The organism is Rhodococcus sp. NPDC003322 (assembly GCF_053589555.1).
This window is the reverse complement of sequence record NZ_JBSFSC010000004.1, coordinates 147,878-172,432: the sequence shown is the minus strand read 5'-3', so window position 1 is coordinate 172,432 and position 24,555 is coordinate 147,878. Positions and strand designations below refer to the sequence as shown.

At 69.8% G+C, this 24,555-nt stretch carries 22 protein-coding genes and 1 other RNA gene; 8 read left to right on the top strand and 15 right to left on the bottom strand.

Features of this window, described 5'->3' with window-relative positions; genetic code table 11:
* The first annotated feature begins 77 nt into the window (after positions 1-77).
* Complete coding sequence (locus ACWDUM_RS16990; RefSeq protein ID WP_450116721.1) at positions 78-1,265, top strand: lipase family protein; 1,188 nt, start codon at positions 78-80, stop codon at positions 1,263-1,265.
* A gap of 24 nt (positions 1,266-1,289) precedes the next feature.
* Here the strand turns inward: ACWDUM_RS16990 and ACWDUM_RS16985 are convergent, their stop codons facing one another.
* Entirely contained in the window at positions 1,290-1,622 is a 333-nt protein-coding gene (locus tag ACWDUM_RS16985; RefSeq protein WP_450116720.1) for a hypothetical protein, read from the bottom strand.
* Positions 1,623-1,724: 102 nt separating this feature from the next.
* Positions 1,725-2,095: a transfer-messenger RNA gene (gene ssrA / locus ACWDUM_RS16980) on the bottom strand.
* A gap of 188 nt (positions 2,096-2,283) precedes the next feature.
* Between ssrA and ACWDUM_RS16975 the strand changes: the two genes are divergently transcribed.
* A complete protein-coding gene (locus tag ACWDUM_RS16975) occupies positions 2,284-4,383 on the top strand; it encodes a membrane dipeptidase (RefSeq protein WP_450134864.1) in 2,100 nt (699 codons plus the stop codon).
* Between the two features lie 91 nt (positions 4,384-4,474).
* The gene (locus ACWDUM_RS16970; protein ID WP_450134863.1) at positions 4,475-6,529 is read left to right on the top strand and encodes an elongation factor G; all 2,055 of its coding nucleotides are present in this window, start codon (positions 4,475-4,477) and stop codon (positions 6,527-6,529) included.
* Between the two features lie 9 nt (positions 6,530-6,538).
* Here ACWDUM_RS16970 and ACWDUM_RS16965 read toward each other — a convergent pair whose 3' ends face one another.
* The 7 genes from ACWDUM_RS16965 to prfB form a co-directional block, all read right to left on the bottom strand.
* Positions 6,539-7,399: an EamA family transporter gene (locus ACWDUM_RS16965; protein WP_450134862.1), complete on the bottom strand. Its 861-nt coding sequence runs from the start codon at positions 7,397-7,399 to the stop codon at positions 6,539-6,541.
* Positions 7,400-7,421: 22 nt separating this feature from the next.
* The gene (gene smpB / locus ACWDUM_RS16960) at positions 7,422-7,898 is read right to left on the bottom strand and encodes an SsrA-binding protein SmpB (RefSeq protein WP_450134861.1); all 477 of its coding nucleotides are present in this window, start codon (positions 7,896-7,898) and stop codon (positions 7,422-7,424) included.
* A 90-nt stretch (positions 7,899-7,988) separates the two neighbouring features.
* Positions 7,989-8,894, bottom strand: coding sequence for a permease-like cell division protein FtsX (gene ftsX / locus ACWDUM_RS16955; protein ID WP_450116715.1), 906 nt, complete (start codon positions 8,892-8,894; stop codon positions 7,989-7,991).
* 51 nt (positions 8,895-8,945) lie between these two features.
* Complete coding sequence (gene ftsE, locus ACWDUM_RS16950) at positions 8,946-9,635, bottom strand: cell division ATP-binding protein FtsE (protein ID WP_450116714.1); 690 nt, start codon at positions 9,633-9,635, stop codon at positions 8,946-8,948.
* A 76-nt stretch (positions 9,636-9,711) separates the two neighbouring features.
* Complete coding sequence (locus tag ACWDUM_RS16945; protein ID WP_450116713.1) at positions 9,712-10,170, bottom strand: hypothetical protein; 459 nt, start codon at positions 10,168-10,170, stop codon at positions 9,712-9,714.
* Positions 10,167-11,060: a mechanosensitive ion channel family protein gene (locus ACWDUM_RS16940; protein ID WP_450116712.1), complete on the bottom strand. Its 894-nt coding sequence runs from the start codon at positions 11,058-11,060 to the stop codon at positions 10,167-10,169. Before ACWDUM_RS16940 ends, ACWDUM_RS16945 begins: the two co-directional genes overlap by 4 nt.
* On the bottom strand, positions 11,061-12,164 hold the full coding sequence (gene prfB / locus ACWDUM_RS16935; protein ID WP_450116711.1) for a peptide chain release factor 2: 1,104 nt from the start codon (positions 12,162-12,164) through the stop codon (positions 11,061-11,063).
* A 144-nt stretch (positions 12,165-12,308) separates the two neighbouring features.
* On the opposite strand from prfB, the gene ACWDUM_RS16930 reads away from it, so the two are divergent.
* A complete protein-coding gene (locus tag ACWDUM_RS16930; protein ID WP_450134860.1) occupies positions 12,309-12,806 on the top strand; it encodes a beta-class carbonic anhydrase in 498 nt (165 codons plus the stop codon).
* 30 nt (positions 12,807-12,836) lie between these two features.
* Positions 12,837-13,619 carry a histidinol-phosphatase gene (gene hisN, locus ACWDUM_RS16925; RefSeq protein WP_450134859.1) on the top strand — a complete coding sequence of 261 codons (783 nt, stop codon included), beginning with the start codon at positions 12,837-12,839 and terminating at the stop codon, positions 13,617-13,619.
* Positions 13,620-13,666: 47 nt separating this feature from the next.
* Here hisN and ACWDUM_RS16920 read toward each other — a convergent pair whose 3' ends face one another.
* From ACWDUM_RS16920 to ACWDUM_RS16905, 4 genes are all read right to left on the bottom strand, one after another.
* On the bottom strand, positions 13,667-14,503 hold the full coding sequence (locus ACWDUM_RS16920; protein WP_450134858.1) for a MerR family transcriptional regulator: 837 nt from the start codon (positions 14,501-14,503) through the stop codon (positions 13,667-13,669).
* A gap of 69 nt (positions 14,504-14,572) precedes the next feature.
* Complete coding sequence (locus ACWDUM_RS16915) at positions 14,573-16,066, bottom strand: DUF4153 domain-containing protein (protein ID WP_450134857.1); 1,494 nt, start codon at positions 16,064-16,066, stop codon at positions 14,573-14,575.
* 99 nt (positions 16,067-16,165) lie between these two features.
* Complete coding sequence (locus ACWDUM_RS16910) at positions 16,166-17,149, bottom strand: HAMP domain-containing sensor histidine kinase (RefSeq protein ID WP_450134856.1); 984 nt, start codon at positions 17,147-17,149, stop codon at positions 16,166-16,168.
* The gene (locus ACWDUM_RS16905; RefSeq protein WP_450116705.1) at positions 17,146-17,826 is read right to left on the bottom strand and encodes a response regulator transcription factor; all 681 of its coding nucleotides are present in this window, start codon (positions 17,824-17,826) and stop codon (positions 17,146-17,148) included. The genes ACWDUM_RS16910 and ACWDUM_RS16905 overlap by 4 nt, the downstream gene beginning before the upstream one ends.
* A gap of 185 nt (positions 17,827-18,011) precedes the next feature.
* Here ACWDUM_RS16905 and ACWDUM_RS16900 point away from each other — a divergent pair, with 185 nt between their 5' ends.
* Together ACWDUM_RS16900 and ACWDUM_RS16895 are read left to right on the top strand one after the other, a co-directional pair.
* Positions 18,012-19,448: an acyl-CoA dehydrogenase family protein gene (locus ACWDUM_RS16900; RefSeq protein ID WP_450134855.1), complete on the top strand. Its 1,437-nt coding sequence runs from the start codon at positions 18,012-18,014 to the stop codon at positions 19,446-19,448.
* Positions 19,449-19,469: 21 nt separating this feature from the next.
* Positions 19,470-20,675, top strand: a complete 1,206-nt coding sequence (locus ACWDUM_RS16895) for an acyl-CoA dehydrogenase family protein (RefSeq protein ID WP_450134854.1) — start codon at positions 19,470-19,472, stop codon at positions 20,673-20,675.
* A gap of 115 nt (positions 20,676-20,790) precedes the next feature.
* On the opposite strand, the gene ACWDUM_RS16890 is transcribed toward ACWDUM_RS16895, so the two are convergent.
* Entirely contained in the window at positions 20,791-21,642 is an 852-nt protein-coding gene (locus tag ACWDUM_RS16890; RefSeq protein ID WP_450134853.1) for an alpha/beta fold hydrolase, read from the bottom strand.
* Positions 21,643-21,852: 210 nt separating this feature from the next.
* On the opposite strand from ACWDUM_RS16890, the gene ACWDUM_RS16885 reads away from it, so the two are divergent.
* Entirely contained in the window at positions 21,853-23,478 is a 1,626-nt protein-coding gene (locus ACWDUM_RS16885; RefSeq protein WP_450134852.1) for an acyl-CoA synthetase, read from the top strand.
* On the opposite strand, the gene ACWDUM_RS16880 is transcribed toward ACWDUM_RS16885, so the two are convergent.
* Entirely contained in the window at positions 23,464-24,420 is a 957-nt protein-coding gene (locus ACWDUM_RS16880) for an NAD(P)/FAD-dependent oxidoreductase (protein ID WP_450134851.1), read from the bottom strand. The two genes, ACWDUM_RS16885 and ACWDUM_RS16880, sit on opposite strands and share 15 nt — an antisense overlap.
* Positions 24,421-24,555 lie beyond the last annotated feature (135 nt).

Sequence of the window (24,555 nt, the reverse complement as noted above, 5' to 3'; positions counted from 1 at the left end):
CGATCTTCACCCAGACAGTGGTGAACGTCACGCACGGGCCGCGAACCGTTTACGCTGTAGGGCGGAAAGGGACTTCCATGCGCACCTTGCTCGGGCGGTCCGCAGCGGCCGCATTCGCATTGCTCGCCTGCCTCCTCTTCGCCACCCCCACAGTCCAGGCCCAACCGACGACACCGGTCGCCGATCCGGATCCGTTCTACTGGGCGCCGCCCGACCTCGCGGCCCGCGCCAACGGCGACGTGCTCCGCACCCGACCCGTCGACGTCTCCCGGTACGGCAACGCCGACGGCTGGCAGATTCTGTTCCGCTCCACGAACTCGTCCGGCGCCCCGATCGCGGCGGCGACCACGGTGATGGTGCCGCGCGGCGGCGTGGACCGCCCGCTGGTGTCGTATCAGGCGATCATCAATTCGCTCGGCACCCAGTGCGGGCCCTCGCACACACTGTTCAACGGCCAGTTCACCGAGGCCCCCGCCCTCGGCCCCCTGCTGCTGCGCGGCTGGGCCGTGGCGCTGCCCGACCACCTCGGCCCGACCAGCGCGTACGGCGCCGCCCGGCTGGGCGGGCAGATCGTGCTCGACGGGATCCGCGCCGCCAAGCAGGTGCCCGAGATGCGCCTCGTGCGCAGCCCGGTGGGTCTGGTCGGCTACTCCGGTGGCGGCATGGCCACCGGCTGGGCCGCGACCCTGGCCCCGACCTACGCCCCCGACCTGCCGATCGTCGGGGTCGCGCAGGGCGGGGTGCCCACCAACCTGAGCGAGATGGCCGCCGGCCTCGGCCCGGCACCGCATCCGCTGTTCGGGTTGGCCTTTGCCGCAACCCTCGGACTCGAACGGGAGTATCCGTCGCAGATCATGGTCTCGCCCTTTCTCACTCCCGCCGGGGTGGCGTTGCGCGACCAGATGGTCAACGCCTGCTCGCAGCAGATCATCGACGGCGGCGCCGGTCACAGCACCGTCGAGGTGACGCAGGACCCGGGCCGGGTACTGGCACCCCCGATGCGCACCGTCTTCGACGAGAACAGCCTGCTGACGTATCCCCGATCCCCCGCGGCGCCGGTGTTCGCCTGGCACGGAACCGGGGACCAGTTGGCCCCACTCGACTCGACATCCGCGACCATGAGCCGCTGGTGCGCGTCCGGCACGCGGGTGCTGTTCAACGTGCTGCCCGGCGATCACGGTCCCGCTGCCATCGAGGGCATCCCCGGCGCGTTCGGATATCTCGGCGACCGCTTCGCCGGGGTGCCTGCGCCGAGCAACTGCTGACCGGTGCTCCGGTCGGCGGAGGGGTCAGTGCGTCGGCCACGGCGGTAGCGGCGGCTTGACCCAGGTGATCTTCTCGTCGGCGTGTGCGGGCACCGCCCGCGGGTCGTCCGGATGCGTACCCGCCCAGCGGGTCTTCTCGTCGAGCAGTTCGGCGACGACGCTCCACGTCTCCCTCGTGCTCGGCGGGTTGGCGCCGGCGGCGCGGGCCAGCTTGCGGAGCCGGTCGTCGGGCATCGCGAGCAGCTCCGCGCCACTGATGCCGCGGTCCCACACGAATCGGGCCAGACCGAGCGCCTTCTCCCGCCGCTTGCGGTCCGCCTGATCGGTGTGCGCGAAGTCGACATCGCTGGTGTCCACGGCGCCAACACTAGCCGGAACGAGACAGCGCCCGTCCGTCGCGCTCATCCCGACCAAACAGGAAAGCCCCCCACTCGCATCTGTACGAGTGGGGGGCTTTTCTTGTGGAGCTGCCGGGAATTGAACCCGGGTCCTACGCAAATTTGCCTGGGCTTCTCCGTGTGCAGTTCGCTATGCCTCTACTTGGATCTCCCGGTCTCGCGAACAAGCCGTGATGACGATCCCAGTCACTGTTTGATGTCCCATCCGACTCCGTGACCGAGCCGGTAGGTGAAGCCCTCTAGCTGATGCCAGTACCCGACCCGAGGGCGAGATCGGACTGACAGACACGCTTCGCTACTTAGGCAGCGAGAGCGTAGTCGCGCTGATTGGAATCGGCGCTTAATTGGTTGCATCGACGCTTACGGTGGTCTCTTGCCTGCACCGACACGCTTCCCCAAACTAAACGTACGCAGTCGAAACCGTTCAGCCCCGCACGTACCCAGCGACTTGCTGGGACCACACACTGTAACGCCCCGGCGCCGAGAAATCATCCTGATTTCCAGTCCGGCGTGTCGGCGAGCGCAAACCTGGACATTCGTCCAGCATCCCCCTACGCTGCGGACCCAGTTCGGTGGATGATTCACGCCACAGCCGTCCCACGGGGAGACTTCCGACACAGATGAAATCCGCAGCCCGCATCGTGACCGCGTTCGCCGTCGCCTTGTCACTCGTTGCCGGCGCCGCGACCGCCGCGGCCGCACCCGAGCCGCCCAGCACAGGCCCAGGCGACGACCCCGTGTTCGGGCTCGCGAACGGCTGCTATGCACTGCGGTCCGAGGGCTCGGGCGCCTTCACCCGGCTCACCCCGGAGGGTTACCGCGTCGACGCCGCGACCGCCGGCGACGGCGAGCCCTTCCGGTTGCACGCCGCCCAGCTCGGCCGGTTCATGTTCTACGCGCGCGGTGGCAACATGCTCTCCCACGGCAGCGCTGGCGGACTCCTGCCCGATCCCGCCGCGGACTCGGCCATCGTGCCGACCCGGGACGCGACCCCCGCGACGGACTGGACCCTCACCCACACAGACGGCGTGTACAGCATCGTCTCCACCGACACCGGCGACCAGCTCACCGCCAACCAGGGACGACTGTTCTCCACCGATCCGGGTGTCGACCCCGACGGCGGCCGGTTCACCCTCGTCCCGACGTCGGGCTGCGCGGACTTCCCCGACTCCGAGGTGAACGCGACCGGAACCCCACTGTCGGGGACCGGACCGAACGGCGAGGTGCGCGGCTTCATCGACGCCCACGTGCACCTCGACGCCAACCTGTTCATCGGCGGCCAGGTGCACTGCGGCACCCCGTTCGACCCGCAGGGCATCACCGTCGCCCTGCGCGACTGCGCCGACCACGGAACCGACGGGTTCCCGGCACTGCTGGAGAACATCCTCTCGCACGGCAGCCCGGTCGCCGAGCACGACACCGTCGGTTGGCCCACCTTCGAGGACTGGCCCAACGCCGACTCGCTGACCCACGAGCAGACCTACTACCGGTGGGTCGAGCGGGCCTGGCGCGGCGGCCTGCGGATCTTCACCAACCTGCTGGTCAACAACCGGGTGTTGTGCGACGTGTACCCGCTGAAGAACCGCTCGTGCAACGACATGGACACCATCCGTGCGCAGGCGCAGCAGGTGCACGAGATGCAGGACTACATCGACGCGCAGTACGGCGGACCGGGCCGCGGCTGGTTCCGGATCGTCAGCTCCCCCGCCGAGGTCCGCAAGGTCGCGAGCGAGGGGAAACTGGCCGTCACCATCGGCATCGAGACGTCGGAGCCGTTCGGCTGCAGCATCCGGAACGACGTGCCGCAGTGCACCGAGGCGGACATCGACCGCGGCCTCGACGAGGTGTACGCGATGGGCGTCCGGCAGATGATCGTCACCCACAAGTTCGACAACGCCTTCGGCGGCGTGCGCTTCGACCCGGGGATCCAGGGTGTGGCGGTCAACGTCGGAAACTTCATCGGAACCGGCCGGTTCTGGGAGGCCGAGCCGTGCACGACACCCGAGCACGACAACGAGCTGCTGTCGGTGGGTGACGGTCCGGCCGAGGCGCTCGCCGCGCTGCCGCCGGGAGTGACCACCCCGGTGTACCCGTCGGGACCGCTGTGCAACACCCGCGGCCTGACCGACCTCGGCGAGCACATGGTCCGCGGCATGATGGAACGCGGCATGATCGTCGACGTCGACCACATGAGCGTGAAGACCGCCGAGGACACCCTGCGCATCCTCGAGGAGGCGAAGTACTCGGGTGTGGTGTCGAGTCACAGCTGGACCGATCCGCTCAACTATCGGCGGATCTACGCGCTCGGCGGGTTCGTCGCCGCGTACGCGTCGAGCCTGCAGGACGATCCGAAGAAGGAGGACTTCGTCTCCGCGTGGCGTGAGGCCCGCGAGATGCGCAGCGACGACCACTACTTCGGCTTCGGATACGGCGCGGACACCAACGGGTTCGGTCCGCAGGCCCGTCCGCGTGCGAACGCCGCGGCGGATCCGTTGCACTACCCGTACACGACCTTCGACGGCGGCACGGTGATGGACCGGCAGCGGACCGGCGAACGCGTCTTCGACCTGAACGTCGACGGCGTCGCCCAGTACGGGCTGATCCCCGACTGGATCGAGGACATGCGGAACGTGGCCGGCGACGACGGCGATCGGATCATCGAGGACATGAGCCGCGGCGCGGAGGCGTACCTCCAGATGTGGGAGCGGGTCGCCGAGTAGACGGGGCGGCGGTGTCGAATCGTCCGGTTGCGGTGGGGCTGCGGGCCTAGACTCGACTGCGAGCCGACACCGCTACCGCGAGGAGGCCGACGTGGCCGACCGAACTTCGTCCCGCGCAAGCCAGGCCGCGCCCGTCACCGGTCCCGAACAGATCCGCAACGTGGTGCTCGTCGGGTGCAGCGGGGTCGGCAAGACCACCCTCGCCGAATCGCTCGCCCTCACCACCGGCGCGATCGGCAAGGCCGGTCGGGTGGTGGACGGCACGACCGTGTCCGACTACGAGGACATCGAGCACCAGCAGCAGCGGTCGGTGCAACTCACGGTGCTGCCGCTGGACTGGAACGGTGTGCGGATCAATCTGCTCGACCCACCCGGACATCCCGACTTCGACGCGGAACTGCGCGCCGGGTTGCGGGCCGCGGACGCCGCGGTGTTCGTCGTCTCGGCCACCGACCCGGTCACGGCACCGACCCGGGCACTGTGGCGGGAGGCGACGGAGTTCGGGGTGCCGCGGGCGATCGCGGTGTCGAAACTCGACCTCGCCAGGGAGAGCTTCGACGACATCCTCACCGCCTGCCACGACGCATTCGGTCTCGGGCCGGACACCCTGCGGCCCGTGTTCGTGCCGGTGCTGGACGGCGGCACCCCGAGCGGCTCCGTCGACCTGCTGACCGGCCGCGGCTACGGGGAGGTCGGCGCCGCACCCGACACCGCCGCCGCCCGGGAAAGTCTCGTCGAGGCGATCTCCGGCCTCGATGACACGTTGATGGAGCGTTACCTGGCCGGCGAGGAACTCGACACCGACTCGCTGTTCGCCGGGCTGCGGCACGAGATCGTCGACTGCACACTCCATCCCGCGCTGGCGGTCACCGAGACCGGTTTCGGCGCCGCGGAACTGCTCGACCTGATCGCCGGGGCGTTCCCGGATCCGACGCACCGGGCGGGCCCCGGCCCGACCGCGGACCCGGACGCACCGCTGACCGCGCAGGTCGTGCGGATCACCGGCGACGCCTACGTGGGCCGCATCAATCTGGTGCGCGTGTACAGCGGCACGCTACGCCCCGACTCGCGGGTGCAGGTGCTCGGACCCGAGGGCGCCGTGGAGGACCGGGTGACGACGCTTGCGGGACCGTTCGGGAAGTCGACCCATCCGGTCCCCGAGGCGATCGCCGGCGACATCGTGTGCGTGCCGAAGGTGGCGTCCACGCACATCGGTGACACGCTCGCCGACGATCCCGCGACCGCACCGATGCCGCTCTGGCCGCTGCCGGCGGCGCTGCTGCCGATCGGGGTGGAGGCGCACAGCAAGGCCGACGAGGACAAGCTGTCGCAGGCGCTGGCCCGGCTGACCGTCGAGGATCCCGCGCTGCGGCTGGAGCAGAATCCGCAGACCCATCAGCTGGTGCTGTGGTGCACCGGCGAGGCGCACGCCGAGGTCACCCTGGACCGGCTGCGCACCCGGCACGGGGTGAATGTCGACACCGTGCCGTATCAGGTGGCGTTGCGGGAGACGTTCGGCGCCAGCTCGGCCGGGCACGGTCGGCTGGTCAAGCAGTCCGGAGGTCACGGCCAGTACGCGATCTGCGACCTCGAGGTCGAACCGTTGCCCGCCGGGGAGGGCTTCGAGTTCGCGGTGCGGGTGGTCGGCGGCGCGGTCCCGAAGAACTTCATCCCGTCGGTGGAGAAGGGGGTCCGGACCCAGCTCCGGTCCGGGGTCGCGACCGGGCATCCTCTCGTCGACGTGCGGGTCACCCTCGTCGACGGGAAGGCGCACTCGGTGGACTCGTCGGATGCCGCGTTCCAGACGGCCGCAGCGCTGGCACTCAAGGACGCCGCGAGCCGGACCGAGATCCGCCTGCTCGAACCGGTCGCCGCGGTGCGGGTGATCCTGCCCGACGACTACCTGGGCGCGGTGCTCGGCGACCTGTCGGCCCGGCGCGGGCACGTGCTCGGCACCGAGACCACCGAACCCGGTACCGCGCTGCTGCGGGCGGAGGTCCCGGAGATCGAGCTGGCCCGGTACCCGGTGGATCTGCGCTCACTCACCCACGGCACCGCCGAGTTCGCCCGCGCGCACCTGCGCTACGAGGTGATGCCGACCTCGGTCGCCGCGAAGTACACCGGCAACGGCGCGGCCGCGCGCTGACGGACTCGCTCACGCGAGGGCGATCAGCGCGACCGCGGCGACCGCGAGGCCCATCCCCACCTGCTGCAGCCGGCCGACTCTTTCGCCGAGCATCGTCATCGCCAGCAGCACGGTCGCGGCCGGGTACAGGGATCCGATCACCGCGACGAGCGAGAGCATTCCGCCCGAGAACGCGTAGAGCATGGCACCGTTCGCGACCACGTCGAGCAGCGCGATCCCGACGGCGAGCCGCGCGACCTGCCGCGGGGGCATTGCGAACTGCCGCGCCCCGAGCGCGACCACCCATACGACGGCGGTCGCCGCGGCCCGCGACACCGCCAGCGGCCACAGCCCGGCTCCGTCCCCGATCCGGTGCAGGCTCACGAACGAAAGCGCGAACGCCACGCCGGACCCGACCGTCAGCCAGGCGACGGCCGGGGTGAACCGGGCCCGATGCCCGTCGACGGCCTCCCCCGCCGCTTCGGGGGTCTCGCGGCTGACGAGCACCACCGCGACCAGCGCCAGGACGACACCGGTGAGGGCGAGGGCACCCGGCCGCTCCCCGGTCGCGAACCCGACGAGCACGGGGATCCCGGCGACGAGGATCGCCGTGAGCGGGGAGACCACAGACATCGGCCCGTCCGCCAGCGCGAGGTAGAACCACCACACCGCGATCCCGGAGGCGACCCCGGACGCGGCGCCCCACAGCGCGGTCGACCACGTCAGCGAACCACCGGCGAGCGGGGCGACGGCCAGGGCCATCAGCAGCGAGACCGGGTACGAGACGATGACCACCCGCAACGCCGCGACGCGCCGCGAGGCGAGCCCGCCGACGAAGTCGCTCACCCCGTATCCGACGGCGGCGAGCAGGGCGAGCAGGACAGCCGTCACGGCTCGCGCCGCCGCGGCGAAGTCAGCGGCTCATGCCCTTCACCCGACGTCCGAGCTCGCGGGTGACTTCACGTTCGGCGGTGCGGCGGGCGATGTCCTGCCGCTTGTCGTAGTCCTGCTTGCCCTTGGCGAGGGCGAGTTCGACCTTCACCTTGCCGTCGCTGAAGTACATCGACAGCGGCACCAGCGTCTGGTTGCCCTCGCGGGACTTGCCGACCAGGTTGTCGATCTCACGGCGGTGCAGCAGCAGCTTCCGGGTGCGTCGCGGCGAGTGGTTGGTCCAGCTGCCGTGCCCGTATTCGGGGATGTGCAGTCCGCGCAGCCACACCTCGCCGTCGTCGACGGTCGCGAAGGCGTCCACCAGCGACGCCTTGCCCTCACGCAGGCTCTTGACCTCGGTGCCGACGAGCGCGATCCCGGCCTCGAAGGTGTCGAGGATGGTGTAGTTGTGCCGCGCCTTGCGGTTGGTGGCGATGACCTTGCGGCCCTTTTCCTTCACGTTCGGGCCCCTTCGGTCCACAGCGGTGAGCAAACGATCAGCGGTGAATCGGTTTCACCACAGACCAGGATAGTTCGATCGGGCAACCGGTTATTCACGCACGTACAGGCGCAACGTCACGTACGCGGTGACGGCGGCCATGCCGACGCCGACGAGGGCGAGGATCGGCGAGACCAGCAGCACGTCGCTGTTGGAGATCCGGGCCACGATGTTGGCGTCGTACACGTCGGTGAGCACGTCGTCGATGAACAGGCTCTTGGCCGTGAACAGCGCCGCGATCGCGAGCACCGCGCCGACCAGCGCGGCGACGATCGCCTCCAGCAGGAACGGCAACTGCGTGTACCAGCGGGTGGCGCCGACCAGTCGCATGATCCCGACCTCGGTACGGCGGGTGTACGCCGCGATCTGCACCATGTTGGCGATCAGCAGGATCGATGCGATCGCCTGCACGATCGCGATCGCGAACGCGGCGTTGCGGATGCCGCCGAGCACGCTGAACAGCCGCTCGACGAGGTCACGCTGGTTGAGAACGCTGTCGACGCCGGGCCGGAGCATGAACGCGTCCTCGACCACGCCGAACTTGTCCGGGTCCGACAGCCGCACCTTGAACGACGCGGGCAGTGCCTCCGGGCTGACCATCGACGCCAGTTCCGGCTGGTCCTTGAACACCCGCTCCTTCGCGTCCGCGACCGCGTCGTCGCGGTTGAGGTACTGCACCGACACCACCGAGTCGGTGTTCTCCAGGTCCTCGCGCAGCCCCTTGCAGATGTCCTGGGTGCACCCCGGATCCGAGGTGGACACGTCGTCGGTGAGGAAGATCTGCACCTCGACGCGGTCCAGGAAGATCTGCTGCGTCTTGCCTGCCATCTGCACGACAAGCAGGCCGCCGCCGAACAGGGCGAGGGAGATCGCGGTGGTGAGGATCATCGCGATCGTCATTGTGATGTTGCGGCGCAGTCCGGTGAAGACCTCGCCGAGGATGAAGCTGGCGCGCATCGGGAGTGGTGTCCTTCGTGTGTCGGGGCTGGATCTCGGACGCGTGCGGGGCTAACGCCCCACGCCGTACACGCCCCGGGCCTCGTCGCGCACCACGCGGCCGAGGTCGAGTTCGACCACTCGGCGGCGCATGGAGTCGACGATGTGGTTGTCGTGGGTGGCCATCAGGACCGTGGTGCCGGTCCGGTTGATCCGCTCGAGCAGCAGCATGATGTCGCCGCTGGTGTCCGGGTCGAGGTTGCCGGTCGGCTCGTCGGCGAGGAGCACCAGCGGCCGGTTCACGAACGCGCGCGCGATCGCGACACGCTGTTGCTCGCCGCCGGACAGCTCGTGCGGCAGGCGGTCCGCCTTTCCGGACAGGCCGACCAGGTCGAGCACCTCGGGCACGGTCCGCTCGATCATGTTCCGCGGCTTGCCGATGACCTCGAGCGCGAACGCCACGTTCTCCGAGACCGTCTTGCGCGGCAGCAGCCGGAAGTCCTGGAACACACAGCCCATCGACTGCCGCAGCTTCGGCACCCGCCGGGCCGTGAGCTTGTTGACGTGGAAGTCGGCGACGTGGATGTCCCCGGACGTCGGGGTCTCCTCCTTGAGGAGCAGGCGCATGAACGTCGACTTCCCGGAGCCTGACGCGCCGATCAGGAAGACGAACTCGCCCTTGTCGATCGAGACGGTCACCTTGTCCAGCGCGGGACGCGAGGACGCCTTGTAGGACTTGGACACACTCTCCACGCTGATCACGAGGAGCCAGTCTAGACATGCCCGGCGGCGCCGCACCGGCGGACGACGGGCGCGCAGGTCGTGGGTGCGGCGGCGGTCAGGGTGTCGTCGGCGCAGGCTCGGTGGTGGTCTCGACCACCACTCCGGGCGGCAGCTCCACACCGGACGGAACCAGCCCGGGCGGCAACACGATCAGCGGCGACGTGGTCGGGGTCGCGCTCGTCCCGGCCTCCGCCGGACTCGGCGACGACGCGCTGGGCGACGGTGTCGTGGTCACGGTCGTGGGTGTCGTCGCGTGCACGGTCGTCGTGCTCCGCTGCGGCACCGGCTGCGAGGTGGTCTCCGCGGCCGGTGCTTGAACCCCGGTTTCCTGGTTCGGCTGCGGCTCGCCCTGGATGAAGTAGCCCCGGAGCAGGGCGGCGGCCAGGAAGCCGACGATCAGCAGCACCGTCGAGGTGCGCATCCGCCCGAGGTGCTTCGGCCACGTCCATTTCCGCGCCGGCTTGATCGGTTCGTCCGAGATCAGGCCGCTCTCGGTGCCGTCGCGTCGGGTCACGTCGCGTCTCCGTGGTCTGTGGTCAGGTCGGGGCCGAGGAAGATGCCCTCGCGGCGCAACGCGGCCGCGACCCGGATCCGCAGCGCGCGCCCGACCTCGAACTGCTTGCCGGGCAGGGTGCGGGCCACGACCCGGATGTTGACCGTCTCGAGTTCGATGGACTCGATGCCCATCACGGTCGGGGCGTCGAGCAGCAGCGGTTCGAGGTCGAGGTCGGCGAACGCCTCCCGGCAGACCGTGCGCAGCACGTCGTTGACGTGGTTGAGGTCCGCGGTCGCCGGGATCGGCACGTCGACGACGGCGCGGGCCCAGTCCTTCGACAGGTTGACCGCCTTGACGATCTGCCCGTTCGGGACGGTGATCACCTCACCGTCGGAGGACCGCAGGCGGGTGACCCGCAGCGTCACGTCCTCGACGGTGCCGTAGGCGTCGTCGCCGGAGCCGGTGATCGCGATCCGCACGACGTCACCGAAGCCGTACTGCTTCTCGGCGATGATGAAGAAGCCGGCCAGGATGTCCTGCACCACTCGCTGCGCGCCGAAACCGAGGGCCGCACCGAGCACGGTGGCCGGTGCGACGAGACTGCTGACGGAGAAACCGAGCCGCTGCAGTACCTCGATCGCGACGAGGGCGTACACGATCGTGACGGCCACCCACGTGATCACCTGTGCGAGCGCGTGCCGGTGCTTGGTAGCCTCGGACCGCACCAGGGCGTCGCCCTGGTTGTAGTTCAGGTCGATGCGATCGGTGACGCGATTGCCCGCCCAGGACAGGAACCGGCCCACGAGCAGTCCCCCGAGAACGTAGAGGACGATCTCCAGGCCGCTCGATTTCAGCCAGGTCTCGAAGTTGGTCGTCTCCGGGCCCCAGCCGACCGCGAGGGTGGTCAACTAGTCCTGCTCTCCGCGCATCCGCCAGCGGATGCCGGATTCGATGAACCCGTCGATGTCGCCGTCCAGCACCGCGGACGGGTTGTTGACCTCGTACTCGGTGCGCAGGTCCTTGACCATCTGGTACGGGTGCAGGACGTAGGAGCGCATCTGGTTGCCCCACGAGCTGCCGCCGTCGCCCTTGAGCGCGTCCATCTCGGCGCGCTCCTCCTGGCGCTTGCGCTCGAGGAGTTTGGCCTGCAGGACCCGCATCGCGGACACCTTGTTCTGCAGCTGCGACTTCTCGTTCTGACAGGTGACGACGATGCCGGTCGGGATGTGCGTCAGGCGCACGGCGGAGTCGGTGGTGTTGACGGACTGTCCACCCGGGCCGGACGAGCGGTAGACGTCGACGCGCACGTCGTTCTCGTCGATGTCGATGTGGTCGGTGGTCTCGACAACGGGCAGCACCTCGACCTCGGCGAAGGAGGTCTGCCTGCGGCCCTGGTTGTCGAACGGGCTGATCCGGACGAGCCGGTGGGTGCCCATCTCGATGGACAGGGTGCCGTACGCGTACGGCGCCTTCACCGCGAAGGTCGCGGACTTGATGCCCGCCTCTTCGGCGTAGGACGTGTCGTAGACCTCGACGCCGTAGCCGTGCTTCTCGGCCCAGCGGATGTACATGCGCATGAGCATCTCGGCCCAGTCCGCAGCGTCGACGCCGCCGGCGCCCGAACGGATGTTGACCAGCGCGTCACGGGGGTCGTACTCCCCCGACAGCATGGTCTTGACTTCCATCGCCTCGATGTCGGCGCGCAGGCTCGTCCGCTCCGCGTCGGCGTCGGCCACCGCGTCGGCGCCCTCTTCTTCGGCGAGTTCGTAGAGCACCGACATGTCGTCGAGCCGCGACCGCAGGTCGACGACGCGACGCAGCTCGGCCTGGGCGTGCGAGAGCTGGCTGGTGACCTGCTGCGCGTGTTCCTGGTTGTTCCACAGGTCGGGGTCGGCGGCCTGGTGTTCGAGTTCGTCGATGCGCCGGCGCAACTCCTCGACGTCGAGCACCGTCTCGACGGTGGTCAGGGTGGTGTCGAGTTCGGCGAGGTCTGAGGAAACGTCGGGATGCACAAGAGTCAAGGCTACCGGGTGCGGCGGACTGCAATGCCGTCCGCCGCCGCTCGCCCGCGGCCGAGGTGCGCAGAACCCTTGTGCGATCGGGAAGTGCGGCGTTCGATGCACGGACCATTTCTCTGCCCGACGAACGGAGCAACGATGAGCGTGACCGACGAATACCTGCGCAACAACGCCGACTACGCCCGCACGTTCAGCGGCCCGTTGCCGCTCCCACCCAGCAGGCACGTCGCAGTGCTCGCCTGCATGGACGCCCGGCTCGACGTGTACCGGATCCTCGGTCTGGAGGACGGCGAGGCACACGTGATCCGTAACGCGGGCGGCGTCGTCACCGACGACGAGATCCGGTCCCTCGCGATCAGCCAGCGCCTGCTCGGCACCACCGAGATAATCCTGATCCACCACACCGACTGCGGGATGCTGACATTCACCGATGACGCCTTCAAGCGCAGCATCCAGGACGAGACCGGCATCGAGCCGGCGTGGTCGGCGGAGGCGTTCGGCGACCTCGACGAGGATGTGCGCCAGTCGCTGCTGCGCATCGAGACCAGTCCGTTCGTGACGGCGACGACGTCGCTGCGCGGATTCGTCTTCGACGTCACGACCGGACTGCTGCGTGAGGTCGCCGCCGCGGCGTGACCACAGGCGGCGGCGGTAACCTGTGCATCCGTGACCGATCTCTCCGCCGACCTGCACCTCGCCCTCCGCATCGCCGACGCCGCCGATGCCATCACCCGGGACCGATTCGGCGCCCTGGACCTGCGGGTGGACGACAAGCCGGACCTGACGCCGGTGTCCGACGCGGATCTCGCGGTGGAGCGGGAGGTCCGGGCGATCCTCGCGAAGGAACGTCCGGACGACGCGGTCCTCGGTGAGGAGTTCGGCGGCGAGGCCCACTTCACGGGCCGGCAGTGGGTGGTCGACCCGATCGACGGCACCAAGAACTTCGTCCGCGGCGTGCCGGTGTGGTCGACGCTGATCGCCCTGCTGCAGGACGGAGTCCCGGTCGTCGGCGTGGTCAGCGCCCCCGCCCTCTCGCGGCGGTGGTGGGCGTCCGCCGGCGCAGGCGCGTTCACGACCTTCGAGGCCGCGGAGCCGCGGCGGATCACGGTGTCCGCCGTCGACCGCCTCGAGTCGGCGAGCCTGAGCTTCTCGAGCCTGTCGGGCTGGCGCGACCTCGGCATCCGCGACCGGTTCCTGGACCTGACCGACGCGGTGTGGCGGGTGCGCGGCTACGGCGACTTCCTGTCCTACTGCCTGCTCGCCGAGGGGACCCTCGAGATCGCCGCCGAACCCGAGGTGTCGCTGTGGGACCTGGCACCGCTGGATCTGCTGGTCCGTGAGGCGGGCGGGCGCTTCACCGCACTCGACGGCACACCCGGCCCGCACGGCGGCAGCGCCGTCGCCACCAACGGTCCGCTGCACGAAGAGGTTCTGCGGCGACTGCGCTGACCGGTGACCGCCGCCGCGCCCGGGTTCCGGGCGCGGCGCCGGTGTGGTCACTTGACGGGCAGATACACCGCCGTCTGCAGTTCCGCCTCGGGCGTGCTGCTCGGGTCGTTGCGGTAGACGTTGAAGTGGTGCGTGGTCACGTCGTCCGGGGTCCGCGACGCGGACAGTCCGTGCTCGGCCAGGTACGCGGCGATCGCCTCGTGGGCGCGCGGGATCGCCTGGTCGTACGGCCCGGTCACGGTGGCCACCACCACGCGCCGGACCGGGACGGGGACGGTCGTCAGCGGTTCCAGGGCGACCGTCCCTGGCGCGACCGGCAGGAACACCGATTCGTCGACGTCCGTCTCACGGAACTCGCCGTCGTGTTCGATGCATCCGCCGGGGCCGGTCGGTGTGATGCCCTGGCGTTGCAGGTCGGGTAGGAAACGCTGCCACAGTTCACCTTCGGCGGCGTAGTTCGCGACGGTGCCGCGCAGGCACACCAGGGTGTGGGCGGGCATCTCGGTCAGTTCGACTCCGGTCATGGTCTTCTCCTCGATGGTCTCGTCGAGCATGCGGTCCAGGGCGATCAGTCGGGTCCGGGCCAGTTCGGCCTCCTCGGCCAGGGTGCGGCGGTGCATCTGCAGCGCACGCACGTAGGCGGGAGTCCCGGCCGTCGTGAGCAGCGCCCCGATGGCGGACACGCCGAACCCGACGTCCCGCAGCCGCCGGATGCGCGCGGCATCGGCGGTCTGCTCCGGGTGATACCTGCGGTAGCCGCTGGCGTCGTCGACCACCGCCGGGATCAGCACGCCGTGGGCGTCGTAGTGCCGCAGCATCCGCACGCTGATCCGGGTCAGTGACGAGAACTCCCCGATGGACATCAACTCGGTGGTGTCGGTCATGTCCCGAGTCTGCGGCCTCACACGATGTCAGGGTCAAGACGGCCGTTCCCGGATCCGCGGGCGTCGAGTTCAGCCGACCACGACAGGGCCGGCGCAGACCGCGTCCGGGTCGACGGGTCGCTCGCGCAGGATGTCGCGGGCACGGGCGCGGGCGGCGTTGAACTCGTACCACGGTGCGGCGGTGGGCGTGCCCGTCCCGGCGAGCGCGCACGATCGCAACGGTTCGGGAAGTCGGTCCAACGCAGGCACCGCGTCGACCGACAGGGTGCGCAGGTAGTCGACGTCGATGTCGCCGGTTCGTTCGTAACGTTCGACGTTGCGGTCGGCGACGTGGCCGTCGGGGCCGAGGGCCGCGAAGGTCAGCAGGGCGGCGACGGCCGACGCGAGCACGGCCCGGGGCAGGAGACGTCCACGCATGCGGATTCCCGCGACCAGTAGCAGCGCGAACACGGAACCGAACCAGAACTCGGCCGCCGACACCCACAGGCGCAGCCGGGTGTACCCGAAGGCACTCTGGTACAGCGACATTCGGTGCAGCGCGGAGGCCACCACGACCAGCGAGAGCAGGCACAGGGCCCCGAGCAGGATGCGGGCGAGCGTCCGGCCGCGGGGCGCCGTCAGGTCGGCCTTGCGGACCGCGACAGCGATCACGACCAGTGTCAGCGCGGTCACCGCGCACAGTTGCCAGAAGCCTTGGCGCGCATATCCCGCATAGGTGAGGTCGCGGGTGCCGAGGACGTGGCCGTCACCGCCGAACAGCGTTCTCGCCTGGACGGTCACGAACGCGGCGAACAGCAGATCCAGGGCGGCCAGCGGAACGGCCCACTCCCAGCGGACGATCGACCGCCCCGGCGACGGGGCCAGAGTGTCGATCCGGGGCTGTTGCCGCCGCAGGTAGGTCAGGGACAACGTGGCGGCCGCGACGATCGCCCCCAGCAGGATCCGCCCGACCGGATCGTCCACGTGCACACGCGGAACCACTCCGCCGACGAGCCTCTCGAATTCCGGATCGGCTGCGGCGAACAGCGATCCGAACACGGCGACCAGGCCGACGCTCACCGCGGAAACGACAAGGACGCGACCCACGCGAACACCGGCCCCGGCCCGGCCCCGCGCCCACCCTCGGTGCACCCAACCGGTCACCCGCACCGGTGTGCACAAGGGCGCCGCGGGGGCGAGCAGCAGTCCCGTCCAGGTGCGGACCCCGAGCAGCGCCACCGACGCAACGAGCCAACTTGCCGCGACGGACAGCGCCACCAGCACCGGCTCGTCTCGCACCGCCGCCACCGCGAGCAGCAGCACCGCGGCAGCGCAGCCGAGCAGCAGGCCGCGGGTCGGCCGGGGGCGCACGCTGGTCAGTGCAGCGGCAACGACGGCCGCGCCGACGAGTGGGTAGGCGATGCTCGGGGCCCCCAGCAGCGCCGCGGCGAGCACGCCCGCGCCCAGCGCCGCCGACATCGCCGCGGGCGGCGCCACCGACGTCCGGTCGGGACGCCATGCACTCGCCCGGGCCGGGCCTGCGACCGGTGTCACCGCGGGTGGTCCTACGGTCGAGGTGGTCATGGGCTTCTCCTTCCGTGCGCCGCCCGGACCGATGCGGGCAGGCGCCATCGCGGGACGCGTGGACCCGAACGGTCCACGTCCCGAAGTGCTTTCGTGGTTTCAGGCGGGCGGAATCTCCACCCGGATGCAGCATCCCGACTCGGTGTCGAGCACCCCGATCCGGCCGCCGTGCAGGTCGACCGCCCACCGTGCGATGGCGAGACCGAGGCCGGTGCCACCGCCGCTGGTGCCGCCCCGGGTGAACCGTTCGAACACACCGGCACGATCCGGCGGGGCGATCCCCGGCCCGTCGTCGTGCACGTCGAGCACGAGCGCGCCGGCCGCGTCCGACGAGGCCCGCAAGAGCACGTGCGTCGACGCCCCGTGCAGCAGAGCGTTGTCCACCAGGTTGGCGACGACCTGGTGCAGCCGGGCGGTGTCGGCATTCGCGCGCAACGTCGCGGGGCGCACGTCGAGCCGGATGTCGACCGCGGCGGCCTGGTCGGCACGCTCGTCGATCACCTTCCGCAGGAACGGTACGACCTCGAAGTCCGTCCGGCGCACCGGAACCACCCCGGCCTCGAGCCGGGACAGGTCGAGCAGGTCACGCACCAGGTCCGCGAGCCGTTCGGTCTGGTCGAGCGCGGTACGCAGTGTCGCGGCGTCCGGTTCCACGACACCGTCGACGACGTTCTCGAGCACTCCCTGCAAGCCCGCGATCGGGGTCCGCAACTCGTGCGAGACGTTCGCGATCAGCTCCCGCCGGTACCGGTCGTCGGCCTCGAGGTCCTCGGCCATCTGGTTGAATGCCCGTGCCAGTTCACCGATCTCGTCGCGCGAGGTGGCACGGACTCGCCGGGACAGGTCGCCGGTGGCCATCGCCCGCGCGGCCGCCGTCATCTCCCGCAGCGGTGACGTCATCCCGTGGGCGAGAACCTGCGTGACCGCGAGCGAAACCAGCAGCGCGACGCCGAGCGCGAAGCGGAACTGCCAGTTCGAGGCGAACCAGAACGTCACCGACGCCGCGAACACCGATACCACCACCAGCAGGCCGGTCTTGACCTTGAACGAGCGGAACGGGTCGAGGGGCCGGGGCCATCTCATCGCGGCACCTCGACCGCGTAGCCGACGCCGTGCACGGTGCGGATCAGGTCGCCGCCGAGTTTGCGCCGCAGCGCCTTCACGTGACTGTCGACGGTACGGCTGGTCGCACCACCGCCCCACCCCCACACGTGTTCGAGCAGGGCGTCACGCGCCATCGCGGCGCCGGGCCTCGTCGCCAGGTGGGCGAGCAGGTCGAACTCGGTGCGGGTGAGGTGCACCTCGGCGCCGTCCCGCCGGACCCGCCGGGCGGTCAGGTCGATCGCCAGGGCGCCGAGGGTCAGCACCTCGGTGTCCGGGCCTGCGCCCGCCCGCTCGACCCGCCGCAACAGAGCCGCCACCCGGGCCACCAGCACCCGCATGCTGAACGGCTTGCTCAGGTAGTCGTCGGCGCCAACACCCAGCCCGATCACCATGTCGGTCTCGTCGGCCCTGGCGGTGAGCATCAGGACCGGAACGGGGGTCTCGGCCTGGATCCGGCGGCACACCTCGAGGCCGTCGAATCCGGGGAGCATCACGTCCAGCACGACGAGATCGGGAAGGCAGGAGGCGCATTCGCGGACGCCCGCGGGACCGTCGGAGGCGGTCCGCACCGCGTACCCCTCGGCCCGCAACCGGGCGGCGATGGCGTCGGCGATGGTCCGGTCGTCCTCCACCACGAGTACGGTGCGCTGGGTCATGGCCTCGACTGTATGGCCCGGATGTGGGAATTCCGGGAGGGACCTGTGAAGGTTCCGTGGAGGATCGGCGGAGCGGCCGAAGTGGTCCACGGACACCTTGTCGAGCGGCAATTCCGGTGTACTCTCGACTTCACTTCTTACTCCGCAGTAAGATACTTCCGTCCGAGACCGAACACCGAGAAATGGTGATCATGAGCAAGCAAGACAGCGTTGTGACAACGAACGGTGCCGCTCGCCGCACAGACGATTCGCCGGCTCGCCGCCCCCGCGACACCTCCGCGGTCGGCCTCAACCCGATCAAGCGGGACGCGATGGGCGCCGCCATGCGCGTGCTGACCAAGATCACCGGGTCCGACCTGGCCGAGAAGTACAACCTCCGCGAGCCGATCAACCGGGTCACATACGAGGGCACCAAGACCGGCTTCAAGACGCTCGGCGCCGCGACCCGCACGTTCGCGAAGGTGGCAGGAGGCAGCAAGCCGACCCGTCTGCCCGCGGGCGAGGCGAAGAACGCCGACTTCTTCGATCTGACCCCCACCGACGAGCAGCAAATGATCGTCGAGACCGTCCGCGACTTCGCGGCCGAGATCCTGCGCCCCGCCGCCCACGACGCAGACGAGGCCGCCGCCTCGCCCGCCGACCTGGGCAAGCGCGCCGCCGAGCTCGGCATCACCCTGATCAACGTGCCCGAGGAGTTCGAGGGTGTCGCCACCGAGCGCGGTGCGGTGACCAACTCGCTGGTCGCCGAGGCCCTCGCCCACGGCGACATGGGTCTGGCGCTGCCGATTCTCGCGCCGAGCGGGGTAGCGGTCGCGCTCACCCAGTTCGGTTCCGAGGGGCAGCAGAAGACATACCTGCCGTCGTTCACCGGCGAGAACGTGCCGGCCGCGGCGCTGGTCGTGACCGAGCCGCGTGCCCTGTTCGACCCGTTCGCGCTGCAGACGAAGGCGGTCCGCTCCCCCAGCGGCTACAAGCTCAACGGCGTCAAGTCGATGGTGCCCGCCGCCGCGGATGCGGAGCTGTTCGTCGTCGCCGCCGAACTGGACGGCCGTCCCGCCCTGTTCATCGTCGAGTCCGACGCGAAGGGCCTTGTCGTGGAGGCGGACCCGAGTATGGGTCTGCGTGCCGCGGGCCTGGGCCGGCTGAACCTCACCGATGTCGCGGTCCCCGAGTCCGCCATCCTCGGCGAGGGCGACGCCGACCAGCGCGCGGCCGACTACGCCGACGTGATCCGGCTGGCCCGGCTCGGCTGGGCGTCACTCGCGGTCGGCACCGGGCAGGCCGTCCTCGACTACGTGATCCCGTACGTCAACGAGCGGGAGGCATTCGGCGAACCGATCAGCCACCGCCAGGCGGTGGCGTTCATGGTCGCGAACATCGCGATCGAACTCGACGGCCTGCGGCTGGTGACGCTGCGCGGCGCCTCCCGCGCGGAACAGGGGCGGTCCTTCGCCCGCGAGGCCGCACTCGCCCGGAAGCTGGCCACCGACAAGGGAATGCAGATCGGCCTCGACGGCGTACAACTGCTCGGCGGGCACGGCTTCACCAAGGAGCACCCGGTCGAGCGCTGGTACCGAGACCTTCGCGCCATCGGCGTTGCCGAGGGCATCGTCCTCATCTGACGCCACAGGAGACCACAGACAATGATCAATCTCGAACTTCCCCGCAAGCTCAGGGCGTCCGCCAACCAGGCGCACCAGGTCGCGGCGCAGATCCTGCGCCCCGTCTCACGCAAGTACGACCTCGCCGAGCACGAGTACCCCGTCGAGCTCGACACGATGGCCGCGATGGTCGAGGGCCTCAACGACTCCGGCACCGGTGCCTCGGGTGCGGCGCTCGGCCGCGGTGACGCCCCGTCCGTGATCGGCAACGCCAACGGCGGCAACATGGCGTCGCTGATGAACGTCATCGAAACCTGCTGGGGCGATGTCGGTCTGACGCTGTCCATCCCGTACCAGGGCCTCGGCAACTCCGCCATCGCGGCCGTCGCGACCGACGAGCAGCTCGAGCGGTTCGGCAAGGTGTGGGCCTCGATGGCCATCACCGAGCCGAGCTTCGGTTCCGACTCGGCGGCCGTCACCACCACCGCCGCGCTCGACGGCGACGAGTGGGTGCTCAACGGCGAGAAGATCTTCGTCACCGCCGGCGAGCGGTCGACCCACATCGTCGTGTGGGCGACGGTGGACAAGACCAAGGGCCGCGCCGCGATCAAGTCGTTCGTCGTGCCGCGGGACGCCCCGGGCCTGTCCGTCGCGCGGCTCGAGCACAAGCTCGGGATCAAGGCGTCCGACACCGCGGTGCTGCTGCTGCAGGACTGCCGGATCCCGAAGGACAACATCCTCGGCGACCCGGAGGTCAACGTGGAGAAGGGCTTTGCCGGGGTCATGCAGACCTTCGACAACACCCGACCGATTGTCGCCGGCATGGCCATCGGCCTCGGCCGCGCGGTGCTCGAGGAGCTGCGTGAGATTCTCGCCGAGGCCGGCGTCGAGGTCTCGTACGACACCCCGGCGAACAACCAGCACGCCGCCGCCGCCGAGTTCCTGGCCCTGGAGGCGGACTGGGAGGCGGCGTACCTGCTGGCGCTGCGCGCCACCTGGATGGCGGACAACAAGAAGCCCAACTCGCTCGAGGCGTCGATGTCGAAGGCGAAGGCGGGCCGCACCGGAACGGCGGCCTCGCTCAAGGCCGTCGAGCTGGCAGGCACCCAGGGATACTCGCAGCGGCCACTGCTCGAGAAGTGGGCCCGCGACAGCAAGATCCTCGACATCTTCGAGGGCACGCAGCAGATCCAGCAGCTGATCATCGCCCGCCGCCTGCTCGGCAAGTCGTCGTCCGAGCTCAAGTAGTCTGCACGACAACCAGTTCCATCACGACGTCCGTCCCCGTCGCAACCACCGCGACGGGGACGGATGCGTCTACACCGACCGTGGTCCCGCACCGGGTCCGCGAGCGGATACCAGGTCACCTGAGCAGGAACTCGAGGGTGATCCGTTCGAATGCCTCCTTGGCTTCGACCATCACCCAGTGCCCGCATTTCGGGAAGATGTGCAACTCCGCATCGGGAATGAGTCGCATCGGGATCATCGGCATGTCCGGCGGGCACTGTCGGTCGTCACGACCCCAGGTCAGCAGGGTCGGGCACTGCACCTTGCCCATCATCGACCAGTACGGCGGTGCGTCCGAGTTGGCCATCGCTTGCTGCTGGGCCTCGAACGCCTCGGAGCCGTACATCGCGGCCAGCGTCTTGTGTGATTCCGGATCGTTGGACGTTTCCCAACGTTCCTCGATTCGCTCCTCGGTGATCACGGCACGGTCGTAGACCATGCACTCGAGCCACCGAACCAGCTTCTCGCGACTGGGACCGTCGGCGAAATCCTGCAGCAGCCGCGTGCCCTCACTCGGATTCTGGCTGAAGATGTTCGGCCCAACCCCACCGATGGTGACGAGCTTGTTCACCCGCTCGGGACGCTTCACGGCCACATTGACGCCGACGACCCCGCCCATGGAATTGCCGATCATCGCGGCCGATTCGATGCCCAGCGCATCCATGAAGCGCAGCACCGACGACCCCGCGGTCAGCACGGGGTGCCCACCGACGGGGTCGCTCACGCCGAATCCTGGGAACTCGAGGATGTAGCAGTGGAAGTGCTCGGCGAACACACCCAGGTTGCCTCGGTAGTTGCGCCACCCGCTGACCCCGATCCCGGAGCCGTGCAACAGCAGAAGCGGGGGCCCCTCGCCCGCCTCGTGATAGCGCAGCACACCCTTGTCGGTGGCGACTTCCCTCTTGGTCCCCTCGTAGGTCACGTCCATGCCGCAAGGCTAGAACACGTTCCAATCCTGGAGGCGGGATCGGCATCGCCCCGGCCACCGCGATGACCAAGTGCAGCGGGGTTGGCCGAGGACCGTACGAAGAGACTGCGACCAGCAGGCCGACGCACCCGATCGTTACCCGTGCCCGCCACCGACTCACGGTCTACCCTGTGACCCAACACACACCGGAGCACTCCGCAGGGGGAAGCGATGCCAGGCGCTCTGACGAAGGTCACCGACACTCTGGGCGCGATCCGGGTGATGGCGCGATCGGGCCTGGTGCCGTTCCCCCGCCTCGATCGCGGGCTCGCCTCGATCCGTGCGGCCGAGCGCTACGGCCCGTTCGCGGGAGTGGTGCACGCCCACGCCACCGCCGGTCTCGATGTCGTCGCGATCGTCGACGAACGCGGCCAGCTCACGTACGCAGAACTCGAGGGCATGTCGAACGCGCTGGCGCGCGCCTGGGCCGCGGACGGCGTCACCCCCGGGTCCGTGGTCGGCGTCATGTGCCGCAATCACCGCGGACTCGTGCTCACGATGCTCGCCGCCGCGAAGCTGGGCACCAAGCTGGTCCTGATGAACACCGGGTTCGCCACCCCGCAGTTGGTGGACATCGCTGCCCGCGAACAGGTTCGGGCGTTCGTCCACGACGAGGAGTTCGCCGCGGTTGCGGCCGGGCTACCACCGGACGTGCGGCGGTACGTGGCGTGGGGTCGGTCCGCCGACGGCACCACCCGGCTCGACGATCAGCTCATCGGACACAGCAGCGCTCCCATGGCCGCGCCGCCGGTGCCCGGCAGCTTCGTGCTGCTGACCAGCGGCACCACCGGCACGCCGAAGGGGGCGCCGCGGGAGCGGACCTCGCCGCTGGCGTCGGCACAGTTCCTCGACCGGGTACCGCTGCGCCGGGGCCAGACGATGGTGATGGCCGCGCCCGCGTTCCACGGCACCGGGATCTCGCAACTCGGGCTCGCGCTCACCCTCGGCCAGACGGTGGTGCTGCAACGTCGGTTCGACCCGTTGCAGACCGTCCAACTGACCGCCGACCACCGCGCCGACGTCCTCGTGGTCGTCCCGACGATGCTGCAGCGGATCGTCGACCTCGGCCCGGACGTCCTCGCCCGGTTCGACACCACGAACCTGTCGATCGTCTTCGCCGCCGGCTCGTCCATCTCCCCCGACCTGTGCCGCCGCACCACCGACGCGTTCGGGCCGGTGCTGCACAATCTGTACGGCTCCACCGAGGTCGCGGTCGCGACGGTCGCCACGCCCGCCGACCTGGCCCTGGTTCCAGGGACCGCGGGACGCCCACCCGTCACCTGCCACGTCGGGCTGTACGACGACGCCGGCAGCCGGATCGACGAACCGGGTGTGGTGGGCCGGATCTTCGTCTCGAGCGGACTGAGCTTCAACGGCTACACGGACGGCCGTGACAAGGAGCGGATCGACGGTCTGCTGTCCACCGGAGACGTCGGCCACTTCGACCACCGCGGGCTGCTGTTCGTCGACGGCCGGGACGACGACATGATCGTCTCCGGCGGCGAGAACGTCTACCCGCTCGAGGTGGAGAACCTGCTCGCCGACCACCCGGATGTCGCGGAGGCCGCGGTGATCGGTGTCGAGGACCTCGAATTCGGCCACCGCCTGCGGGCGTTCGTGGTGCCCGCGCCGGGATCGCCCGAGGTCGACGCCCAGGCGCTGAAGTCGTTCGTCAAGGAACACCTCGCGCGGTACAAGGTTCCACGCGAGGTGGTCTTCCTGGACGAGCTGCCCCGCAATGCGACCGGCAAGCTGCTGCGGCAGGGGCTGCACGAGATCGACCTACCCGACGCGTGAACGCTCGGTGAGCGCGGCCTCGACGTCCAGCTCGATCAGCGCGGCGTTGATCATCGCGCCGGCCTGCACTCCCCCGGCGGCAGCCGAAATAACCTGTGCGCGTGGATCGGTCACGTTCCCCGCGACCCACACCCCGGGCACGGTCGTCGCCCCGGTCGGGTCCGCAGGCAGGTGGGTGCCGATGACCTCGCCACCCATCTCCTGTGCGACGGGTTCGAGCCCGAGACCACGCAGGAACTCGGTGTGCACCTCGAACCGCGGCGGCGCCACCAGCGCCTGGCGCGCGATCACCCCGCGGCCGGCGACCCGCACCCCGGTCAGCCGATCCCCGTCGACCTCGAGCCCGGTGACGGCGCCCTCGACGACCTCGATGCCGCGGGCGGCGAACTTCTCGAGGTCCGCGGCGCCGAACGGCGGGGCGGTGTGGGCGAACACCACCACGTCGGAGCTCCACTGTCGCCACATCAACGCCTGGTGCGCCGCAAGCGAACTCGTCGCGAGAATGCCGATCGCGCCGTCCCGGACCTCCCACCCGTGGCAGTACGGGCAGTGCAGCACGTCACGCCCCCAGCGTTCGCGCAATCCCGCCACATCGGGGAGTTCGTCGACGAGTCCGGTGGTGACCAGCAGTTGCCTCGCCGTGGCCTCCCGACCGTCACCGAGCCGGATCCGGAAGCCGGCGTCCGTCGCCGCGGCAGCGACAACTTCCCCGTCGACGAACTCGGCTCCGTACCCGGCCACTTCGTCGCGTCCGATCCGCAGCAGGTCCCGCGGGTTCGCGCCCTCACGGCCGAGGTAGTTGTGCATGTGCTCGGCGGGCGCGTTTCGCGGCCGGCCCGCGTCGACCACCAGGACCGACCGGCGAGCCCGCGACAGCGAGAGCGCCCCTCCGAGTCCCGCTGCACCGCCACCGACGATCACCACGTCATATCTGTCGTTCATCGCGTCTCCGTTCCCTGTATCGCTCCGGTCCGGAATCCACTGTCCGCCAGATCGCGCGATTTCGACAAGGAGATTTGCTGAAAATGCAAGATCATCGGAGCACCGCCGGATCCTCGATGCCGCCGCGCCGACGTC